20 protein-coding genes are annotated in these 18,309 nt (G+C 57.0%); 3 read left to right on the forward strand and 17 right to left on the reverse strand.

Annotation, left to right across the window (positions count from 1 at the left end; translation table 11 throughout):
* Positions 1 to 111 precede the first annotated feature (111 nt).
* From yajC to NTW95_12245, 5 genes are all read right to left on the reverse strand, one after another.
* Positions 112 to 399: a preprotein translocase subunit YajC gene (gene yajC / locus NTW95_12225; protein MCX6558173.1), complete on the reverse strand. Its 288-nt coding sequence runs from the start codon at positions 397 to 399 to the stop codon at positions 112 to 114.
* 1 nt (position 400) lies between these two features.
* Positions 401 to 1,513: a tRNA guanosine(34) transglycosylase Tgt gene (gene tgt, locus NTW95_12230; GenBank protein MCX6558174.1), complete on the reverse strand. Its 1,113-nt coding sequence runs from the start codon at positions 1,511 to 1,513 to the stop codon at positions 401 to 403.
* A 1-nt stretch (position 1,514) separates the two neighbouring features.
* A complete protein-coding gene (locus tag NTW95_12235; GenBank protein MCX6558175.1) occupies positions 1,515 to 2,543 on the reverse strand; it encodes a tetratricopeptide repeat protein in 1,029 nt (342 codons plus the stop codon).
* Between the two features lie 58 nt (positions 2,544 to 2,601).
* Complete coding sequence (locus NTW95_12240) at positions 2,602 to 3,534, reverse strand: SDR family oxidoreductase (protein ID MCX6558176.1); 933 nt, start codon at positions 3,532 to 3,534, stop codon at positions 2,602 to 2,604.
* A 158-nt stretch (positions 3,535 to 3,692) separates the two neighbouring features.
* The gene (locus NTW95_12245; protein ID MCX6558177.1) at positions 3,693 to 4,190 is read right to left on the reverse strand and encodes a hypothetical protein; all 498 of its coding nucleotides are present in this window, start codon (positions 4,188 to 4,190) and stop codon (positions 3,693 to 3,695) included.
* Between the two features lie 86 nt (positions 4,191 to 4,276).
* Here NTW95_12245 and NTW95_12250 point away from each other — a divergent pair, with 86 nt between their 5' ends.
* Both NTW95_12250 and recO read left to right on the forward strand, forming a co-directional pair.
* Positions 4,277 to 4,960, forward strand: coding sequence for a LysE family transporter (locus NTW95_12250; protein MCX6558178.1), 684 nt, complete (start codon positions 4,277 to 4,279; stop codon positions 4,958 to 4,960).
* A 41-nt stretch (positions 4,961 to 5,001) separates the two neighbouring features.
* Positions 5,002 to 5,664: a DNA repair protein RecO gene (recO, locus tag NTW95_12255; GenBank protein MCX6558179.1), complete on the forward strand. Its 663-nt coding sequence runs from the start codon at positions 5,002 to 5,004 to the stop codon at positions 5,662 to 5,664.
* On the opposite strand, the gene NTW95_12260 is transcribed toward recO, so the two are convergent.
* Together NTW95_12260 and NTW95_12265 are read right to left on the reverse strand one after the other, a co-directional pair.
* Complete coding sequence (locus NTW95_12260; protein ID MCX6558180.1) at positions 5,654 to 6,160, reverse strand: hypothetical protein; 507 nt, start codon at positions 6,158 to 6,160, stop codon at positions 5,654 to 5,656. The two genes, recO and NTW95_12260, sit on opposite strands and share 11 nt — an antisense overlap.
* 98 nt (positions 6,161 to 6,258) lie before the next feature.
* On the reverse strand, positions 6,259 to 6,879 hold the full coding sequence (locus NTW95_12265) for an AI-2E family transporter (protein ID MCX6558181.1): 621 nt from the start codon (positions 6,877 to 6,879) through the stop codon (positions 6,259 to 6,261).
* On the opposite strand from NTW95_12265, the gene NTW95_12270 reads away from it, so the two are divergent.
* Complete coding sequence (locus NTW95_12270) at positions 6,851 to 7,018, forward strand: hypothetical protein (protein MCX6558182.1); 168 nt, start codon at positions 6,851 to 6,853, stop codon at positions 7,016 to 7,018. The two genes, NTW95_12265 and NTW95_12270, sit on opposite strands and share 29 nt — an antisense overlap.
* Before the next feature lie 242 nt (positions 7,019 to 7,260).
* On the opposite strand, the gene NTW95_12275 is transcribed toward NTW95_12270, so the two are convergent.
* The 10 genes from NTW95_12275 to NTW95_12320 all read right to left on the reverse strand — a co-directional run.
* Positions 7,261 to 7,623: a hypothetical protein gene (locus tag NTW95_12275; GenBank protein ID MCX6558183.1), complete on the reverse strand. Its 363-nt coding sequence runs from the start codon at positions 7,621 to 7,623 to the stop codon at positions 7,261 to 7,263.
* Positions 7,624 to 7,657: 34 nt separating this feature from the next.
* Positions 7,658 to 8,527, reverse strand: a complete 870-nt coding sequence (gene sucD / locus NTW95_12280; GenBank protein ID MCX6558184.1) for a succinate--CoA ligase subunit alpha — start codon at positions 8,525 to 8,527, stop codon at positions 7,658 to 7,660.
* Positions 8,511 to 9,692: an ADP-forming succinate--CoA ligase subunit beta gene (gene sucC, locus NTW95_12285; protein MCX6558185.1), complete on the reverse strand. Its 1,182-nt coding sequence runs from the start codon at positions 9,690 to 9,692 to the stop codon at positions 8,511 to 8,513. Before sucC ends, sucD begins: the two co-directional genes overlap by 17 nt.
* Positions 9,693 to 9,702: 10 nt before the next feature.
* Positions 9,703 to 10,260 (reverse strand): Fe-S-containing hydro-lyase, encoded by a 558-nt coding sequence (locus tag NTW95_12290; GenBank protein MCX6558186.1) that lies wholly within the window; start codon positions 10,258 to 10,260, stop codon positions 9,703 to 9,705.
* 86 nt (positions 10,261 to 10,346) lie between these two features.
* A complete protein-coding gene (locus tag NTW95_12295) occupies positions 10,347 to 12,356 on the reverse strand; it encodes a hypothetical protein (protein MCX6558187.1) in 2,010 nt (669 codons plus the stop codon).
* The gene (locus tag NTW95_12300) at positions 12,346 to 13,272 is read right to left on the reverse strand and encodes a hypothetical protein (GenBank protein ID MCX6558188.1); all 927 of its coding nucleotides are present in this window, start codon (positions 13,270 to 13,272) and stop codon (positions 12,346 to 12,348) included. Before NTW95_12300 ends, NTW95_12295 begins: the two co-directional genes overlap by 11 nt.
* The gene (locus tag NTW95_12305) at positions 13,269 to 13,823 is read right to left on the reverse strand and encodes a hypothetical protein (protein ID MCX6558189.1); all 555 of its coding nucleotides are present in this window, start codon (positions 13,821 to 13,823) and stop codon (positions 13,269 to 13,271) included. The genes NTW95_12300 and NTW95_12305 overlap by 4 nt, the downstream gene beginning before the upstream one ends.
* A gap of 174 nt (positions 13,824 to 13,997) precedes the next feature.
* Complete coding sequence (locus tag NTW95_12310; protein MCX6558190.1) at positions 13,998 to 15,863, reverse strand: hypothetical protein; 1,866 nt, start codon at positions 15,861 to 15,863, stop codon at positions 13,998 to 14,000.
* Positions 15,853 to 16,872, reverse strand: a complete 1,020-nt coding sequence (locus tag NTW95_12315; GenBank protein ID MCX6558191.1) for a hypothetical protein — start codon at positions 16,870 to 16,872, stop codon at positions 15,853 to 15,855. Before NTW95_12315 ends, NTW95_12310 begins: the two co-directional genes overlap by 11 nt.
* The coding region (locus tag NTW95_12320) for an MBOAT family protein (GenBank protein MCX6558192.1) at positions 16,847 to 18,309 on the reverse strand (1,463 nt) is incomplete at its 5' end. The genes NTW95_12320 and NTW95_12315, both read right to left, overlap by 26 nt.

Raw genomic sequence — 18,309 nt, forward strand, 5'->3', positions numbered from 1 at the left:
CCAATTTTCCAGGTCATAGACTTGTCCATCTTTTTTCTCCTTTACTCCAATTGCAACGGCTGTCGATGAATGTCATTCGCGGTGGCGGTTCGCGCGGCGGGCCGCAGCAAGCTATTTGTTTTTGTCGCCGCCCACTTCCAGGACCGAGGCGATGGACGACTTGGTGATCTGCAGCTTGGTGTTGCCGTCCACCTGGATCTCGAAGCGGTCATCCATGATGCGGGCAACGGTTCCGAAGATGCCGCCGGCGGTGATGATGCGCTCCCCGCCGCGGAGGGAACTGATCATGTTCTGGTGCTGTTTCTGCTTCTTGCGGGCCGGCATGATGATCAGCAGGTAAAAAATGCCGAAGATAACGACAAATGGAATGAGTTGCACCAGCATATTCTGGTTCTGCATCTTAATCTCCTTTGTAAAGAGCTAAAAAATTCTCTTTAAATTCGATGAATTTGTGCGATTGGATAGCATACCTTATTTTCGTCATAAAATCAAGGTAGAAATGGATATTGTGAATGGTGTTCAGTATCGAGGCCAGGATTTCCCTGGACTGGAACAAGTGGCGCAGATAGGCCCGGGAAAAAAGACGGCAGGTGTAACAGGAACAGGCGCCGTCGAGCGCCTGCTCGTCAAAGCGGTACTTTTCATTCTTGATGCGCACCCGGCCGCGCGAGGTGAACAGGGTGCCGTTCCTGGCGTTGCGCGAGGGCAGCACGCAGTCGAACATGTCGACCCCGTGTTCGACCGCGAAAAGAATGTCCTCGGGCGTTCCCGAGCCCATCAGGTAGCGCGGCTTGCCCGCCGGCAGGCGCGGCGCCAGCGGCTGCAGGGTCTGCTGGAATTCGCTAAGGCTTTCGCCGACGCTCAAGCCGCCGATGGCGTAGCCGTCGAAATCCATGGCCCGCAGTTCCTGCAGCGACCTTTCGCGCAGGTCGGCATGGAGGCCGCCCTGGATGATGGCGAACTGGAAATTGCCCCGGTTGGTTTTTAAAAAATGCTCCCTGGCCCTCGCGGCCCAGTGGCTGGTCAGGTGCATGGCTTTTTCATCCTGGCTGCGGCTGGCCGGATGGGGGGCAAAATGATCCAGAACCATCTGGATGTCGGAATCGAAGATGTTCTGGACGTCGACGACCGCTTCCGGGGTTAAAAAAAACGAACTGCCGTCCAGGTGCGACTTGAAGCTCACGCCGCGCTCGTCCACCCGGGCGTTGGCCCGCAGCGAAAAGACCTGGAAGCCGCCGCTGTCGGTCAGGATCGGCTTGTCCCAAGCCATGAAGCGGTGCAGCGAGCCGAAGGGCTTGATCACCTCCGTTCCCGGGCGCAGGAACAGATGATAGGTGTTGGCCAGGATGATCTGGGCGCCGGCTTCGTCAAGTTGGCGCGGCGTCAGCGCCTTAACCGTCCCGGCCGTGCCCACCGGCATGAAAACCGGGGTGTCGATCCCGCCTCTCTTGGTTTCGCTGCGGCCCGTCCGCGCCGAACACCGCTCGTCCCGGCCGGTCTGGGTAAAAAACATATCAGTGTTTCTTTTTCGGTTTTTCCGCCTGCAGCTGCATTTTTTGCAGTTCTTTCATGAAAAGCTGGTAGCTGTTCAGTTGGGTGGACTGGGGGAAAGCCTCGATCAGCTGCTGGTAGACCCGCATGGCCTGGTCGTATTCCTTGCGGTAGACGTGGCAGTTGCCCAGCATGACGTAGGCGTCTTCGTTGGGGATCGTCTTGTCAGCGATGGCCTGTTCGAGGTAGGGCATGACCTCGGCGGCATCCGCGGCCATCCGGGTCACATCGCCCTTGCCCATCTTCGCCTCCAGGAGGCGGAACAGGTTGGCGCCGACGAAGAAATTGGCCTGGGAAAAGAGTTCGGGCTTCTTTTCCATGGCCGCGTAGAGCTGCAGATATTTTTTAAAAAAGACGCATGAATCCTCGAATTTATTGCTGATGTAGCCGATCATGCCGAGGAAATAGGTCGCATTCGCGTACAGGTCCAGGTTATCCTTTTCCAGTCCCTCCACCGCCTGGCACGAGGCGAAATTCTCCTGGGCCTGAGGATATTGCTTCAGGTTGTAGAAATTGTAGCCCAGGAGATAGCGCACCATGGCCTGCATGTTCTTGTTTTCCTTGTCCGTATAGGGCATGTCCCTGAGCTTCAGCAAATAGGCATTGGCCTTTTCGAAATCCTTCTTGTTGCTGGCCGCCTTGCCGGACTCGAACAGCGCCTGGCACAGGGCCAGCTGAGCATTCTTGTAATCGGACTGCAAGCGCAGGGCCTCTTCGAATTCGCCAATGGCTTTGTCGGCCGTGCCCTTTTCGAAATACAGGACCCCCAGGTTGTGGTGCACGACGGCATTGTTCGGCGTCAGCGCCAGGGCCTGGTTCAGCAGGTCGATGGCCTGGTCGGGCTGTTTCTGGTTGATCGCCTCCAGTGCTTTGACCATTAGTTTCTGGGCTTTTTTGGCTATTTTTTTCTCCGATTCGGCCGGGGCGGCCAGGATGGCAAAGAGAAAAATCAGCAAGAAGAACAGCGCACTCGCCAATCCGCGTTTTTTCATGATCGGAACCTCCATGTTATTTATTGTTTCAATCGCCTGCCGGTTTTGAGAACCCTGCTTATGCCGGCAGCTTTTTTTTAAAATAGGCGATGGTCTCACGCAGACCGTCCAGCAGCTGCACCTTGATCTCCCAGCCGAGGTGTTCCCTGGCCAGGGAGATGTCGGGTTTGCGCCGCACCGGATCGTCGACCGGGAGCTCCTTGAAAACGATCCGCGACTTCGATTTCGTCAGCTTCAGAATCAGCTCGGCCAGCTCGAGCACCGTGATCTCCTCCGGGTTACCCAGGTTGAGCGGGCCGCTGATCCGCTGCTGTTCCATCATGCGCACGGTCCCGTCGATCAGGTCGGACACGTAGCAGAAGGAGCGGGTCTGCTCGCCGCGGCCGAAGACGGTAAGCGGTTCGCCGCGCAGGGCCTGGACGATGAAGTTGCTGATCACCCGGCCGTCGTTCAAGGCCATGCGCGGCCCGTAGGTGTTGAAGATGCGGATGATGCGGATGTCGACGCGGTTCTGCTGCTGGTAGTTGACCATCAGCGACTCGGCCACCCGCTTGCCTTCATCGTAGCAGGAACGCGGGCCGATGGGATTCACCCGCCCCCAGTACGATTCCTTCTGCGGATGCTCCTCGGGATCGCCGTATACCTCGGACGTGGACGCCTGCAGGATGCGGGCCTTGACGCGCTTGGCCAAGCCCAGCATGTTGATGGTGCCCAGCACCGAGGTCTTGATGGTTTTGACCGGGTTGGACTGGTAGTGGATCGGCGAGGCCGGGCAGGCGAAGTTGTAGATGCGGTCGGTCTCGAGCAGGATCGGGTGAATGATGTCGTGGCGGATGATCTCGAAATTGGCGTCGGCGCGCAGATGGCGGATATTGTCCTTGCTGCCGGTGAAAAAATTATCCAGTCCGATCACGTCATCTCCACCGGCCAACAGCGCGTCGCACAGGTGCGAACCGAGAAAGCCGGCGGCTCCGGTAACCAGGTTAATCATCTTCGTTCCCTTACCATGAATTTGCTAGCGGAATATTTTAACCTAAAAACCTTTTGCCGACAAGTGGTTTCACCTGCAAGGGCCTGGAAGCGAAATCGGACTGGAAAGCGGCTTACTTGTTCAAGATCCTGCTGATCGTTCTATAGAGGTTTGCGGAATTACAGCCAGTAGGTGACGCCGAAAGAGGCGCCGATGGAGGAGCCGCTGGCGAGGAAAGCCAGGACCTTGGCATAAATTGCGATATTGGGCTTAATGTAATAGCGGCCGCCGGCGAACGGCTTGAAACCGAACGACGTTCCGCCTTCGCCGCGTACCTGGAAGGCAAGCGCCGGCCCGGCGCCGGCGAAGACGTCGATGTTCTTCTCCTTCAGGTTGAAATGGTAGGCCACGTCGGGCGAGGCGATCATCACCGTGGGGCTGTTCAGCGTCCCCACCAGGTCGCCGCCGACGCTGATGTTGGGGGTGAGGAAATACTCGAAATTGCCCCCCAGGCAGACCGTCTTGTAAAAGACGGCAAACTCCCCCGTGAACAGCATCTCGCCCTTGTGGAACTGCGCGGCGACGCGTTTGACCGGCTTCTTGTGGAAGGCGGCGGAGACGGCGGAAACCAGCAGTATCGACAAAGCGATGACCATCGTTATTTTTTTCAGTTTCATGAACCCTCCTTGATTGTTTCATACCATATTGAAATTTATTCTTCAAGCGGTTGACTTTTTTTTTTAATATCAGTTACAATTGAAAAATGTTAGGTTCCATATTCTTTTACGTGGGCTGTTTCTTCACGAGTTTTTTCCTGTGCGTCCCGATCGGGCCGGTGAACCTGGAGGTATTTCAAAGCGCCATAAAAAAGCAGCACGCCCACGCCCTGAGCATCGCCCTCGGAGCGGCCCTGGGAGACGCCATCTGGGCCACGGCCGCCTTTTTCGGCATCTCCCCGTTCCTGAAGAACGGCTACAACATCCTGATCGAAGGCATTTTCTTGCTGATCACGGCGGTCATCACCTTCATCCTCGGCTTGGTTTCGCTCAAGGACGCCCGCTTGTTCGAAAAAATAGAAAAAAGAGAGGAAGCCCGGGTCGAAAGCATCAGGAGGAAACGCTGGTCGTTCGCCAAGGGCCTGGCCATGGCCATGATCAATCCCCTGGGCATCGCCTCCTGGATGATCGCCCTGTCCTTCATGAAAAAGCTCAGGATCTACATCCCTCTCACCCTGACTTACGAGGTCATCTTCCTGATCATTGTCCTGGCCGGCGCCTTTTCCTATTTCACCCTCATCGTTCTCATTACCAACAAAATGAAATCCCTTTTCTCCCCGGAACGAACCGCCAAAGTCATAAAGACCCTGGGCTATGTCCTGATCATGTTCAGCCTCTACTTCATGTTTTTTGCCGTTAAAACCCTGTTTTTTTATCAGCGTCTCCATTAGCGGCGCGATGGCAACCGGCACGATTTTCCGCTGCGGCTAAAATGCCCCAGGCACACGTCAGCGCCCTGGTTTTATCCAGCGCGCCGCTCAATGAGCAGGACAAGCTGGTATGCCTGCTGACCGCCAAGCGCGGGCTGCTCAAGGCCGTGGCCCCCGGGGCCGCCAAAATGAAAAACCGCTTCGGCTCGCTGTTCGAACTGCTCACGGCCGGAGATTTTTATTTCTACTGGAACGAGGAAAAGGAGCTGGCCACCCTGTCCAAGGGAGAAATCAAGGAGAGCTTTTTCGACGTCGTATCCAGCCCGGACAATATTTTCTATTTTTACCTGATCGCCGAAATCGTCCTCAAGTTTGTTCCCCCGAACCAGCACGACGAGCGGTTGTACAAGCTGCTGCTGGCGATCCTGCGCGGCCGCCGCGGCAAGCAATTGGCCATGGACTGGCTACTGCTCTATTTCCTGGTCTGGTTCCTGCGCAGCGAGGGGCTCCTTTTCAATCCGGGACATTGCGTCAACTGCTCGGCCACTCCCCTGCCCCGGGCCTGGGTGCGCCGCGATTATCGCGGCTTGCTCTGCGCCGGCTGCAAAACCGATGAACGCCTGACGCTCGGCCGGGAGGAACTGGCCTACATGCATTGGACCACCCGGCACCATCCGCGCGAGTCGGGAGCCTGGGCCGGCCGCTTCCTGCCGATTAGAGTATGAAGGTGACGCCCACCAAGGCACCGGCGCTGCCCCAGTCTCCGAAAGACATGTTGAAGCGCAGGTTGACGGCCATTTTGGGCTGGAAAAAGTAACGGCCATTCAGCAGGATGAAAGGATAGATGGCACCGGCATAACCGCCGCCGGTGGCGATGGCAAAACCCAGGCCGCCGCCTGCGGACAGATCGAGTTTGGGAACGTCCAGCATGGTGAAATGGTAGGCCACTTCGCCCGAGGGGACGATGAGTCCGCCGCCGCCCCAGAACCAGGCCATAACCGTGCCGCCGATGCCGATGTTTTCAGTCATGGCATATTCGACATTCGCGCCGAAGGGAAGGGTCCACGAGTTGAAACCGATCTGCGGAGTGACATACAAGGTGCCCTTGTTGAAAGAGAGGCCGGAGCTTTGCTTGACCGGCTTTTTGTAGTAGGCGGCGGTGAGCAATGAGGCGCTCAACAAAATTACCATAGTGATGAAAATAAACTTTTTAATATTCATTATTCCTCCTGTGCAAGGATGATGGCATAGTAAAAAAAAAAAGTCAACCACAATAGTTTATTTTATTCATTTTCAAGCGCCGGCCCCTGGCGCCGGCGTTACTCCCCGCTCATGGCCGCGGCCAGCGGCTTCAGCGCCGGGATGTTCTCGAGAATGATCTTCAGCGACGACGTGAGCGGCACGGCCAGGAACATGCCGACTACGCCCCACAGCCAGCCCCAAAAGATCAGCGAAAGCACGATGACGATCGGGGAAAGGTCCAGGCTCTTGCCCATGACCTGCGGTTCGAAGACGTTGCCCATGACGAAGTTCATGACCATCAGCGCGGCCGTGATCACCAGCAAACGCAGGCAGAAGCCGTACTTGAGAAAAGCGAACATGACCGGGAAAAAGGTCCCGATCAGCGAACCGACGGTCGGGATAAAATTAAAAAAGAAGATCAGCAGGGAACAGAAAATGACAAAATCGACCCGGCCGACCAGCAGGATCAGGGCGGCCAGCGCCGCCGTGAGCAGGCTCATCAGGGTTTTGACGAACAGGTAGTGCTGGACGCGGGTGTTGATGGCGACCTCGATGCGCTGCACGTCTTCCCCACGCTCGCGGGATAACGTTTTGACGACGCGGGTGACCATGGGGACTTTTTCGCCCAGCATGAACAGCAGCAGCAGCAGGATCAGCAGCAGGTTGCCGATGAAGTTGGTGAAACTGCCCATGGTCATCGAAACCATCGTCGTAATCTGTCCGGGATCGAACGTCTTTTCCCAATCGATGTTGGCGATGTATTTCTTGACGTCGAGGAACGGCAGGTTGAGGGAGGCCGACAGGCTCTTGGCCCTGTGGGTGATCCTGGCGCTGTAGGCGGGAAAATTGTCGACAGGAAGAGGCAGACGAAAATGATCAGCAGCAAGCCGATCATGATCAGGCTCTTGGGGATTTTCCGGGCGACCAGTTTGCGCATGACGCCATTGAGCATGAAATAGAACAGCAGGGCGATGAAGAAAGGAATGAAGATCTGCCGCAGTTCCTTGAGCACGAAAATAAAAAAAATAGCCGCGAAAAATGCGCAGAAAACCTTCAGAAAAAAAAGCCCGCCCTCGCTTCTATCCGCCATAATTGTCCATCGCAGCATTCACTTCGACGACTTCGGTGCGCTTGAACAGGATATAATCGGTGGTGAGTTCGTAGCTGTAGGAGAATTCGACCTTGCCGCCGCTCTTGAATTCGCTGTAGACCTCCAGCGGCTGCAGGGACCTCTTTTTCAAGATCTGCTCGACGATTTCCCTGATTTTGGCGTCGGTGAGCTGGCTGCCGCGGAAGATGCCCATTTCATCGAAAATTTCCTTTTTGATCTGCTTCTTTTCAATGCCGCTGCCGAAATACTTGACGGCCATCACTGCAGCCAGGACCAGGATGCAGAAGACAACCATGCTGGTAATGGTTATTTTTCCCTTTTGCATGTTCATTCCCTCCTCCATTTTAATGCCAAACCGACCATGGTCAAGCTAGAATCCTTTTGACCTGGGCACCGATCTCGGCCGGATTTTCGACGACGTGGACGCCGTTCTGCTTCAGGACTTCCATTTTTTCAAGCGCCGTCCCCTTGCCGCCGGAGATGATCGCTCCGGCGTGGCCCATGCGCCGGCCGGCCGGCGCCGTCTGGCCGGCGATGAAAGCGATCACAGGTTTCCTGAATTTTTTACCGATAAAATCGGCGGCCTGCTCTTCCAGTGAACCGCCGATTTCGCCGATCATGACCACCGCCTCGGTCTGCTCGTCGTCCTGGAACATGTCCAGCACATCGACAAACGTCGTCCCGATGATCGGGTCGCCGCCGATGCCGATACCGGTGGACTGCCCGAGGCCCTGGCGGGTGATCTGGTTCACGGCCAGGTAGGTCAGGGTGCCGGAGCGGGAAACGATGCCGATCGCGCCCTGGCGATGGATGCGCGAGGGCATGATCCCGACCTTGCATTTTCCCGGGGAAATGATGCCTGGGCAATTCGGCCCGATCAGGCGCGCCCGGGTGGTGCGGAGGAAGTTCTTGACCTTGACCATGTCCTGCACCGGGATGCCCTCGCTGATGCAGACGATCAGGCCGATGCCGGCCAGCGCCGCTTCGATGATGGCGTCGGCGGCAAACTGGGCCGGGACGAAAATGATCGAAGCCTCGGCCCCCTCTTCGCGGACCGCATCCTCCACCGTGTTGAAGACCGGTCTATCCAGGTGGATCTGCCCGCCTTTGCCCGGGGTGATGCCGCCCACGACCCGGGTGCCGTATTCGATCATCTGGCTGGCATGGAACGTGCCTTCGCGTCCGGTGAAGCCCTGGACGATTACCCGCGTTTTTTCATCAACGAGGATGGACATGCTCATCTCCCCTGGCCAGCTCGACCACGCGGCGGACCGCATCGGCCAGCTCGCTCTCGGTAATGAAGTTCAACTGCGATTCGCGCAAAATCCTCATGCCCTCTTCCTCGTTGGTGCCGACCAGGCGGATGACGATCGGGACGCGGATGACCATGCCCTTGACCGCGTGGACGATGCCATTGGCCACCAGGTCGGTGCGCACGATGCCGCCGAATATGTTGACCAGCACGGCCCTGACATTGGCATCGGCCAGCAGGATCTTGAACGCCTCCTTCACCCGCTCCGCCGACGTGGCGCCGCCGACATCGAGGAAGTTGGCCGGCTCGCCGCCGTAATACTTGATGATGTCCATGGTGGCCATGGCCAGGCCGGCGCCGTTGACCATGCAGCCGATGTTGCCGTCCAGGCGGATGTAGTTCAGCTCGAACTTCGAGGCTTCCACCTCCAGTGGCTCCTCTTCAAACACATCGCGCCAGGCGGCGATGTCGGGATGGCGGAAGAGCGCATTGTCGTCGAACGTCACTTTGGCGTCGAGAGCGATCACCTCGTCGCTGCCGGTGACGATCAGGGGATTGATCTCGGCCAGCGACATGTCCGTTTTCATGAAGAGCCCGTACAAGCCGGTCAGCAGCTGCGAAAAATTCTTCTGCTGAACCTTGCTCAGGCCCAGCTTGAAGGCGAGGTTGCGCACATGGCAGTCGGACAGCCCGGTGACCGGATGAACGTGTTGCTTGAAAATCGCCTGCGGGTTCTCCTGCGCCACCTCCTCGATCTCCATCCCGCCCCGAGCGGAGGCGATGATGACCGGCATTTCCATTTCGCGGTCGATGATGACCGCCAGATAGAGCTCGCGGCGGATGTCCAATCCCTGCTCGACCAGCAGCTTGCGCACCAGCTTGCCCTGGGGCCCGGTCTGGCGGCTGACCAGCGTCATGCCCAGGATCTCGCCGATGTGCTTTTCGGCCTCGGAGCGGTTGCGGGCCAGCTGGATGCCCCCGGCCTTTCCCCGGCCACCGGCATGCACCTGCGCCTTGATGACGCACGGGTAGCCAAGCCTTTCGGCCGCGGCCAGCGCCGCCTGGGCCGTGGTGGCGACTTCCCCGTTCGGCACCGACACGCCGGAGCTCCGGAAAAGATCCTTGGCCTGATACTCGTGGATTTTCACGGAAACGCTCCTACTTTCTTTCGTAGCGCTTGCGGCCTTCTTCGTAGATGTCGCCGCCGTACATGTCGTTGATTACCTGGGCAGGGAAATTCTCCACCTCCAGTTTCTGGATGGCCTCGGGGCCCAGTTCAGGATAGGCGATCAGTTCGGCCTTCTTGATGCTCTTGGAGACCAGGGCGGCGGCGCCGCCGGTCACGGCCAGGTAAACCGCCTTGAATTTTTTCAAAGCTGCCTTGACTTCGGCATTGCGCGATCCCTTGCCGATCGACGCTTTCAGGCCGAGCTCGTGGAGCTTGGGAGCGAAAGCGTCCATGCGATAGCTGGTGGTCGGTCCGGCCGATCCGATGGGCTTTCCCGGCCGGGCCGGGGTGGGCCCCACGTAAAAAATGATCTGCCCCTGCAGGTCGAAGGGAAGTTTTCCGCCCTGCTGGATCAGATCGAACAGTTTTTTGTGGGCTGCGTCACGGCCGGTATAAATGGTTCCATTGATGAGCACGTTGTCCCCGGCCTTCAACTGAGCGATCAGCGCGTCGGTCAGGGGAGTGGAAATCGTTTTCACTTGTGTCACGGGTTCCTCCTAACCCAGCATAGCTGGATAAGAACCTTTGAAAATAAATTTTAACACAAAAAGTATAAAAAATTTATTTTAAGGTTCTAAATAGCTTTTTGAAAAACCTTGTAATTATTGAATTCATCGCTGGCCTTGATGAACAGCACCCGGGAATCCCCCTTGCCGGCCAGGCTGAGATTGAACTTTTCTATCTTGGAATCGATGACCGCGTCGTCGGGGAAAACGGGGAACCATTCCTTGCAGTCAAAGGAGTAAACGACCATGGCCAGCGCCGAGTTTTCGTCGCTGACGGTGAAGCTGACGTTGCCGCTGCTGGCCAGGAAATTGCTCATGACCGGCGCGGTGGAATCAATAAGGAAGGGCGATGAGACCTTGACCGCGCTGCGGCTGCCGGCCGGGGGGTTGTCCAGGGTGTCGCTGGCCTGTACCTTCAGGAGATACTTCCCGTCTTCAAAAAGCTCGGTGTCGAGGTACTGCCAGTCTTCGGTGATCTTGTCGCGGAACTTGACCCATTCGCCGCCCGGAAGCTTCTGCAGGAACAGGCTGAACTGCAAGCGGTCGCCGTTGGGGTCCGAGGCGAGCCAGCTCACATGGAGATACTTCCTGGGCGGATTGCTGTCGGCGACCGGCGGTTTTTCCGTTGCCTTGCGGATGGCGACCTGTGTGATTTGCGGCTTCAGGTTGTTTTCCAGGTAATAGATCCGGTAGCCGTTCAGGAACGGCGTTTCGCTGGGGCTGCTCGAGGTGAGGACGATCTTGGTCTGCAGGAAGCGGTAGCCGTTCATGGTGATGCTCGAATTGTCGGGGTCGCTGAATGGCGCCGACCAGCCGGTCCAGGATTTATCCGGGTTGTCGGAATTTCCCAGCCGCACCGAAAAGGAGACGGTCGTTTGCTTGCCCAGTTCGGCATTCCAGGCGATACGGCCGAAACGGGACTGGATGCCGGCGTCGAGGATCTCGGAATAATAGGTCCCGAAGGCGTTGAGACCGTTCTCCACCTGGGTGATGCCGGCCGTATTGTTGGCGATCAGAACGTAGCCCTTGCCGTTGGCCACGATCCTGAACACCTGGGCCGAGTCGCTCTCGTATATTTGCGAAAAACTCCCGTTCTTGCTTACGCGATACACCCGGCCCGAATTGCCGGTGCCCATGATCACCGCCTGGGAAACCGGATCGAAATACAGGGCATAGATGAATTCTTCGGTGGATGACCATAGGGTTTCCACGCTGCCATCGGGCTGCAGGCAGTAGAGGATGCTTTTTTCCTTGATCTTCTCGTCTTCCTCGCTCTCTTTTTTGGAAAACAGGGTGCCGATCTCGATTTCCTTGGCGATCTTCGGGGTCAGGAAGCTCCGCACCGCGGCGAAATAGATGTTTCCCTCGCTGTCAGCCGTGATGCCCTTGATCTCTTCCAAGGGGGAATCGAAAAGGGCCTTGGTCTTGTGGTTCTTGATCTCATACAGGATGCCCCGGTCGCCGCTGCCGGCCAGGATGGAATTGTCCGCGCCGATGTACAGGCTGGAGATGTGGGAATCCTCGGCGGTGAAAATGTTCTCCACTTCGCCGGTTTTGCGGATGCAGTACACGGCGCCGGTGTTGCCCAGGGCGCAGATAATATTGCCCGCGCCGTCTTCCTTCAGATCCCAGATGAATTTTTCGTCGGGATTGAACAGTTCGCTGACCTTCTTGTCCTTGGCGATGCGTAACACCCTGCCGTTGGGCGAGGTGCCGACGATCACGTCGCCGTCGGCGGTGACCAGCAGGGCATAGATGTCCAGCTGTTCGCCCTTGAAGATCAATTCGCTCTTACCGGCGCCGTCGATGCGGTACACCGCGGCGTTGTGGCCGGTTCCCAGGTATAGGTCGCCGTTCTTGGCCGCGGCCGCCGAGAAATAGAATTCCTCCGCCGGGCCGGCCAATTTCATCGTCTTGGGACCGAGCAGCATTCGGCCCTCGCTGTCGACGCTGACGTTCTGAAAGTTTCCCTTCTGGAAATTGCTGAATTCCTGCTTGGTGAACTGCTTGACCTTGACCGCGTCCAGGCCGCCGGCCAGGGTGATGACGAACAAAAAAGCGAGCGCTTTACGATTCATTTTTCCTCTCTTTGACGGTTAATTTGAAAATCTTCTTGCCGCTGACGACGGCCGGGATCTCATACTGGTATTCGGCGATGGTCGATATCTGCACGTTGGCCTGATCCTTGGAGATGGAATTGAAGAGCAGGACGTTGCTCATGCTGGACGGCAGGTAGGGGTACTCGAAGCCGTTGATGAAAATTCCCTGCGACGGGACGAAGATCTTCAGGTAGATGCGGTTGTTCTTGCGGATATTGTTGATGGCCCGGATCAGGGCGTTCAGCTTGTTCGGGAAATAGGTGGTTTTGATGAACTTGGTGTCGAACTCGGTCACCTCCATGGCGTCGGCGGCCATCAGGTAAAAAACCGATCCCGGCTTCAGGCTTGGAGTTTTTATCGAGACCTGCTCTTCGAAATTGTCGCCTTTTTCGTTTTTCAGGAACATGCGGATGGCGATCGGCTCCCCGGGCAGGTAGGCGTTCTTGTCGACCAGGACGTTTTCCAGCTCGGCCTTCTTGATGGTCTCGCGGCCGCTGATTTCAAAATCCATTTTCTGGATTTTGACGTTTTTCTCCTTGTTGTTCATCAAAAAATAATTGATGGTCATGATCAGGGTGGAGAATTCGTCAAAGGCGGTCGTGCCGCTGTAGAGGTCGCTAAGGACCACGTTGTCCTCGTTTTCAATGAAAATCTTGCCGCTGACGGCGAGGGACTGGAAGCCGTATTCCTGGTATTCGGCCAGCAGGGCGCTGTACAGAGCCATGTAGGTGAGCGACGGCGTGAGCAGCGGATGGCTGACCAGCTCCAGGTTGAATATCTTGTTGCGGTTTTTCAAGAAGATCTTCAGCGGGATCATGTAGGGCGTTTTGCCCAGCTCGGCCTCGACGCCGGAAAAGCGGTCCTGCTTGACGGCGCCGACCATGTTGCGGGTCACGGGCGCAGGCCGCGGCTGCTGGAGAAAAGCTTGATCGGCAGCATGTCTCGGACCGGGGACGCGTTCATGCGGCTGACCAGCTGGTTGCGGATCATCTCGGCCACGCGCTTGACGTTTTCCTTGCTGAAATCGATCTTGATGTCGGAAATTTCCACGCTGGGGCCGGGGGCGCCATAGGCCGACGTCTGCAGGATGTCCTCGATCGGCGTGATGCCGGCGATCGGTTTCCTCGAGAAATTGGTCAGGCCGTAGGAGACGGAGCCGATGAGCTTGCCGTTGATGTAGGCCGGGCTGCCGCTCATGCCGGCGATGACGCCGCCATCGAGCAGCTCCGGGGAGGAAAGCTCGGCCACGATCATGTTCTTGTCGGAAACGAACTTGTCGAGTATGCCCAGCACCTTGAACTTGAACGTTTCAATGGTGCTGCCCTTGAAGATGGTCTTGCCTTCGCCTTCCATCCCGGGCTTGATCTCGGACAACTTCATGAGTTCCATCGCCGGCAGGAGGGACGTCAGGCCCAGCCAGAGGATCAGCAGTAGCTTTTTTTTCATTTTTGCTCCCCAATACGGTTGCCGGTCAGCCACTTACGGACGCAAGTTTCATCAATGACTAGCCGTGTTTTCTTCACCTGCATTTCTTCTTTTTACGATTCTTTACCATTAAAGTTCATCATAATCAAAATCGGACAAAAAATCAAGCGCACGCCCGGAGCTTAGGGACGGTCTTTAGTGGATGATGGTCTCGGCCCGGTCCTCCTGGCTGGAAACGGTGATTTCATTGGAGTTCAGATTCAGGATCAATTCCCGGCCCTTCGTCGTCCCGGCGTCTTTGCGGGTGATCTGGGCCGAATTCCTGAACCAGATGATTTTCTGGCGGTACTGCCAGTGCAGCAACCCCGATCGTCCGGATAAATTTTCCCTGCTGAAGACCACGTTGTCCCGGGCCAATATATTTTCCAGCCGGTTGCCGCGGTCGAAATCCAGTTCGATCTGCCGGCCACCGAGGGTATTCCCGGCCTGGTTGAGGCTGGCATTGTCGCTGATGACGGCCTTGCGCTCGGAGTGATTGAAAACAATCGTCTGGCCGCGCAATTTCACGGGCTCGTTCTCGCTGACGAACTTCAGCTCGGCATCGCCGTGGCAGGTCATACGCTTGCTGGCGTTCTCGAAAAGCATCTCGCCGGCGTGGATCTCGACATCGTCCTGGAAGAGCTGGACCTTGTCGCGGAAGCGGATGATATTCCCGCCGTCGGTCATTTCCAGGGCAACGGCAGTGATGAACAGCGGCTTGTTCGCCAGCAGGACGCTCGGGTCGCCGGGACTGATTGTCGCCTTGACCATTTGCCCGCTGACCAGTTTTCTCAGCCGGGTGTGGATCTGGAAGCGCCGGGAATTGAAGGTGTTTTTTTGGCTGGTGATGGCGGCCTCGTTGCCGACGACGTCGATCAGAAAATTGCCGGCATCGTAGTTGAGCGCGGCCGCCGTGCCCTGGAATTCGGCCGTGCGGAAAGAACAGTTGTTTTCGGCTTTGATTTCGCTCAAGGCTCCGTCAGCGGAATAAAAGGCCGTCATGGAGTCGCCGCTGACAGTGACATTGTCCTGTCCGCGGCTGGTCAGCGTCCCCCGGGTCAGGACCTTCACTTTTTCCAGGACCTGGGTTTCAGGGCGCATGTATATCTCGGTGCTGTCGGATGCGATCCGGCCTTCGTTCTTGCGGTCGCGCAGGCTGATCCGGCCGTTGTTGTGGACCGCGATCAGGCGCAGGCGGCCGCCGGCATCATAGCCGATGTAGATAAAGTTAGCCGAAATCTCCTTTTCCGGCGCCCGGCCGTTCTCCCCGCCCCCCTGGGTGCTGAAAAAACAATTGCCCGCTATGGTGGCCGACTGCAGATGGGCAAAACCCGTGTCGAACTGCAGGGACATCCAGTCGCCCCTGGCGGTCGCCCCGGCGCCGACGAGCTCGGCGCTTTTCTCCAGGATAAGCAGGTTGTTTTTTTTCATCACCCAGAACACCTTGGTCTTGAACTCGTAGGGCTGACCGTCCCTGAGCAGCGTGCCCTGGCACTGGAACAGGGTCAGGATATTCTGGTTGATGAAAAAATCCATCCCGGCGGCGGCCTGGCCGCTGACGTTCTTCAGCTTGAAAGCGACGGCATCCCGGCTCGTAAGCTTCTCGCGGTTCTCCAGGAAGAATCTCGGGCCATCCAGGCTGAATTCGCTGGAGAAAATGCGCACCCGGCCGCGGATGTCGAAATCGTAGAAACCACGGCTGGCGGTCCCCGAGTCGCCGCTCATTTGGATGTCCTTCTCCAGCCTGGCGCTCTTGAAGAAGGTTGCCGTGACGATCTTCATGAACAGCCGCTCGTTGCTCAACCGCCGCGACTCCTGGCACTGGATGGCCAGTGTTTTCCGGTTGTTCTTGTCGAAATCAAAGTAGGTCAGATTGCGGCCGTCGATGGCGGAGCTGCCGTCTTGCTGGCGGTCGCCCCCTTTCCCGTAGCGCAGCGAAAAGAATATCGCCGCAATCAGGATAAGCAAAACCCCGACGACCAGGAGCCGGTAATGTTGCCTAACGGGGTTTTTAATTCCCATGCTCGGGCAGAACCTTGCGAAGATCATCGATGAGCAGGCGGTTGAGGACTTCAGCCCCGGCCTTCGACAGGTGGGAGTTGGTTTTCCCCCAGCCGCCGTTGATGAAAAACTCGGGATTTTTCAGGTCAAACTTTTTGATCGTATTGTAATTCAGAAAATGGACGTTGGCGTACTTTTTCTGATAATAGCGGAAAGCACGCTGGTACTGACGGTGGAACTTGTTGGTCCAGTACGTACCGATGTAATCGGGCAGGGATACCAGCAGCACCGTCACCCGGTCGCGGCACAGTTCCTCCAGCAGGCGCGAGAAATAAATCCCTTCCTGGCCGGGATACTGGAAGAAAAAAACCTTGCCGTACTGCGGCGGTTGCTGGGTGACCACGTCGCCGCTGCCGCTGATCCCGACGTAGTTTTCCATCAGCGCGCAATCCTGTTCGACCTGCGAGTGCTCGACCCGGCTGAGATCTTTTTGCATGCTGTTCAAAAAGGTGTTGAGCAGGTTGTCGATCTTGTTCTTGTTGGCCAGCAGCATCGACAGGCCGTGCTTGTAATACAAAGCGTCGATCACGTCAACGTCGAACCGTTGCATCCAGCTCCGCGAGGTGGTGATGTTGTACATGAAATAATCGACTCCGTAAATCACCAGCCGCGGGATGCCCATCTGCTTCTTGTATTCCTGGTAGAAATAATAACTGTACATCGGCCCCTTGCCGACGTAGGCCTCCTTAAATGTCTTGATCCCCAGCTGGTTGCGGATGTACAGCGGATGGATGCCGTCATAGGTGCGCGAGGTGCCGAGAATCAGGATCTGGTAATCGCTCTTGTCCTTGACCATGGCGAACTTGTCTTTCAGCGCATAGGTGGTGTTCTGCCGGTAGTAGGATGATTCGGCACGCTGGATCAGCATGAACACCAGGCGGTCCGATAAGAAGAGCAGCAGGATGAAGCCGAGCAGCTCGACCGCCGCCTTCTTGTACCCCCTTTTAAAATTGCATATAAATGAATTCATTGGCCGTGTCCATGGCGAATACGATCAGCAGGCAGCAGAAGAGGGCGAAAAAAGCCATCTTCACCGGCTTGGGAAAACGACGCCAGAAGGCGATGCGGCCGCCGTGCTCGCTGTTCTTGTAGAAGAATTCGATGAGCAGGAAGGGCAGCAGCAGCAGCAGGTCGAAAATAAAGTGCACGCTGCCGTCGTCCGGGAAGCGGAGCTGCATCCGGCTGATAAAGGTCAGGGCGGCGGGGAAAGTGGGGGAGCGGAAAAAGATCCAGGCGAATGAGACCAGGTTGAAGGTGATGAATATGCTCAAAATGGCGTGGAGCCGCGGCAGACGCCGCAACCCCGTTTTCCTGACTAATCTTTTGCGCAGACGCTTGCTGGCATAGGCGAACGTCATGTACACGCCATACAGCCCCCCCCAGATGACGAAAGTCCAGCCGGCCCCATGCCAGAGCCCGCCCAGGAGCATGGTCAGGATAGTGCCGACGAAATATCCCCAGGTCTCGGCCTTGACTCCCAGCAGTCGGGCGCCCTCGATCCTCCTCATGGTGGCGTAGGCCAGGGGCAGGAACAGGTAATCGCGCAGCCAGCTGGAGAGCGATATGTGCCAGCGGTTCCAGAACTCGCTGATGCTCTTGGAAAAATAGGGAAAATCGAAATTCTTCTGCGACTCAAAGCCGAGGATGCGGCTGACCCCGATGGCCATGTCGCTGTAGCCGGAGAAATCGCAATAGATCTGGAAGGCGTAGAAGTAGGCGGCAAAGAGCAGGTAGACCCTCTGGTCATGGGGATGGCGAAACACTTGGGTCACGAAAAACAGCAGCCGGTCGGCGATGACCAGTTTTTTGAACAGCCCCCAGACGATCAGGCGGAAGCCCGAGGTGATCCTGTCCCAGTCAAAACGGACCGGGCTTTTCAATTGTGGGATCAGATGGGCGGCCCGGTCGATCGGCCCGGCCAGCAGCTGCGGGAAGAACGAGACGTACAGCGCGTAGATGCCGAGATGTTTCTCGGCCGGGATGCGCCGCAGATAGACGTCGATCAGGTAGCTGATCATCCTGAAGGTGAAAAAGGAGATCCCCAGCGGCAGCAGGATGTGCAGCGCGGAAGTCAGCCGCTGGTGGCGCAGGTAGCCGAGCAGGTCGAGGAAGGTTTGCCAGAACAGGCCCAGGTATTTGAAGACAATGAGCAGCCCCAGCGTAACCGTCAGACCCGACCAGAAGAACAGCTTCCTCTTTCCAGGCGAGCGCGCCGCGTCCATGCCGCGGGCGGCGATATACGTCACCAGGGTGGGAAAAGCCAGCAGGAGCAGATACTCCTTTTTCCAGGAGCCGTAAAAGAAATAGCTGGCCAGCAGCAGGAAAAGCCACTTGAATTTTTGCGGCACGAAGAAATAGAGTGCGAAAATAACGGCAAAAAATCCCCAGAAATCAATGGAATTGAATA

The sequence above is a fragment of the Candidatus Aminicenantes bacterium genome (assembly GCA_026393795.1).
In the GTDB taxonomy this organism is placed as follows: Bacteria; Acidobacteriota; Aminicenantia; order UBA2199; family UBA2199; genus UBA2199.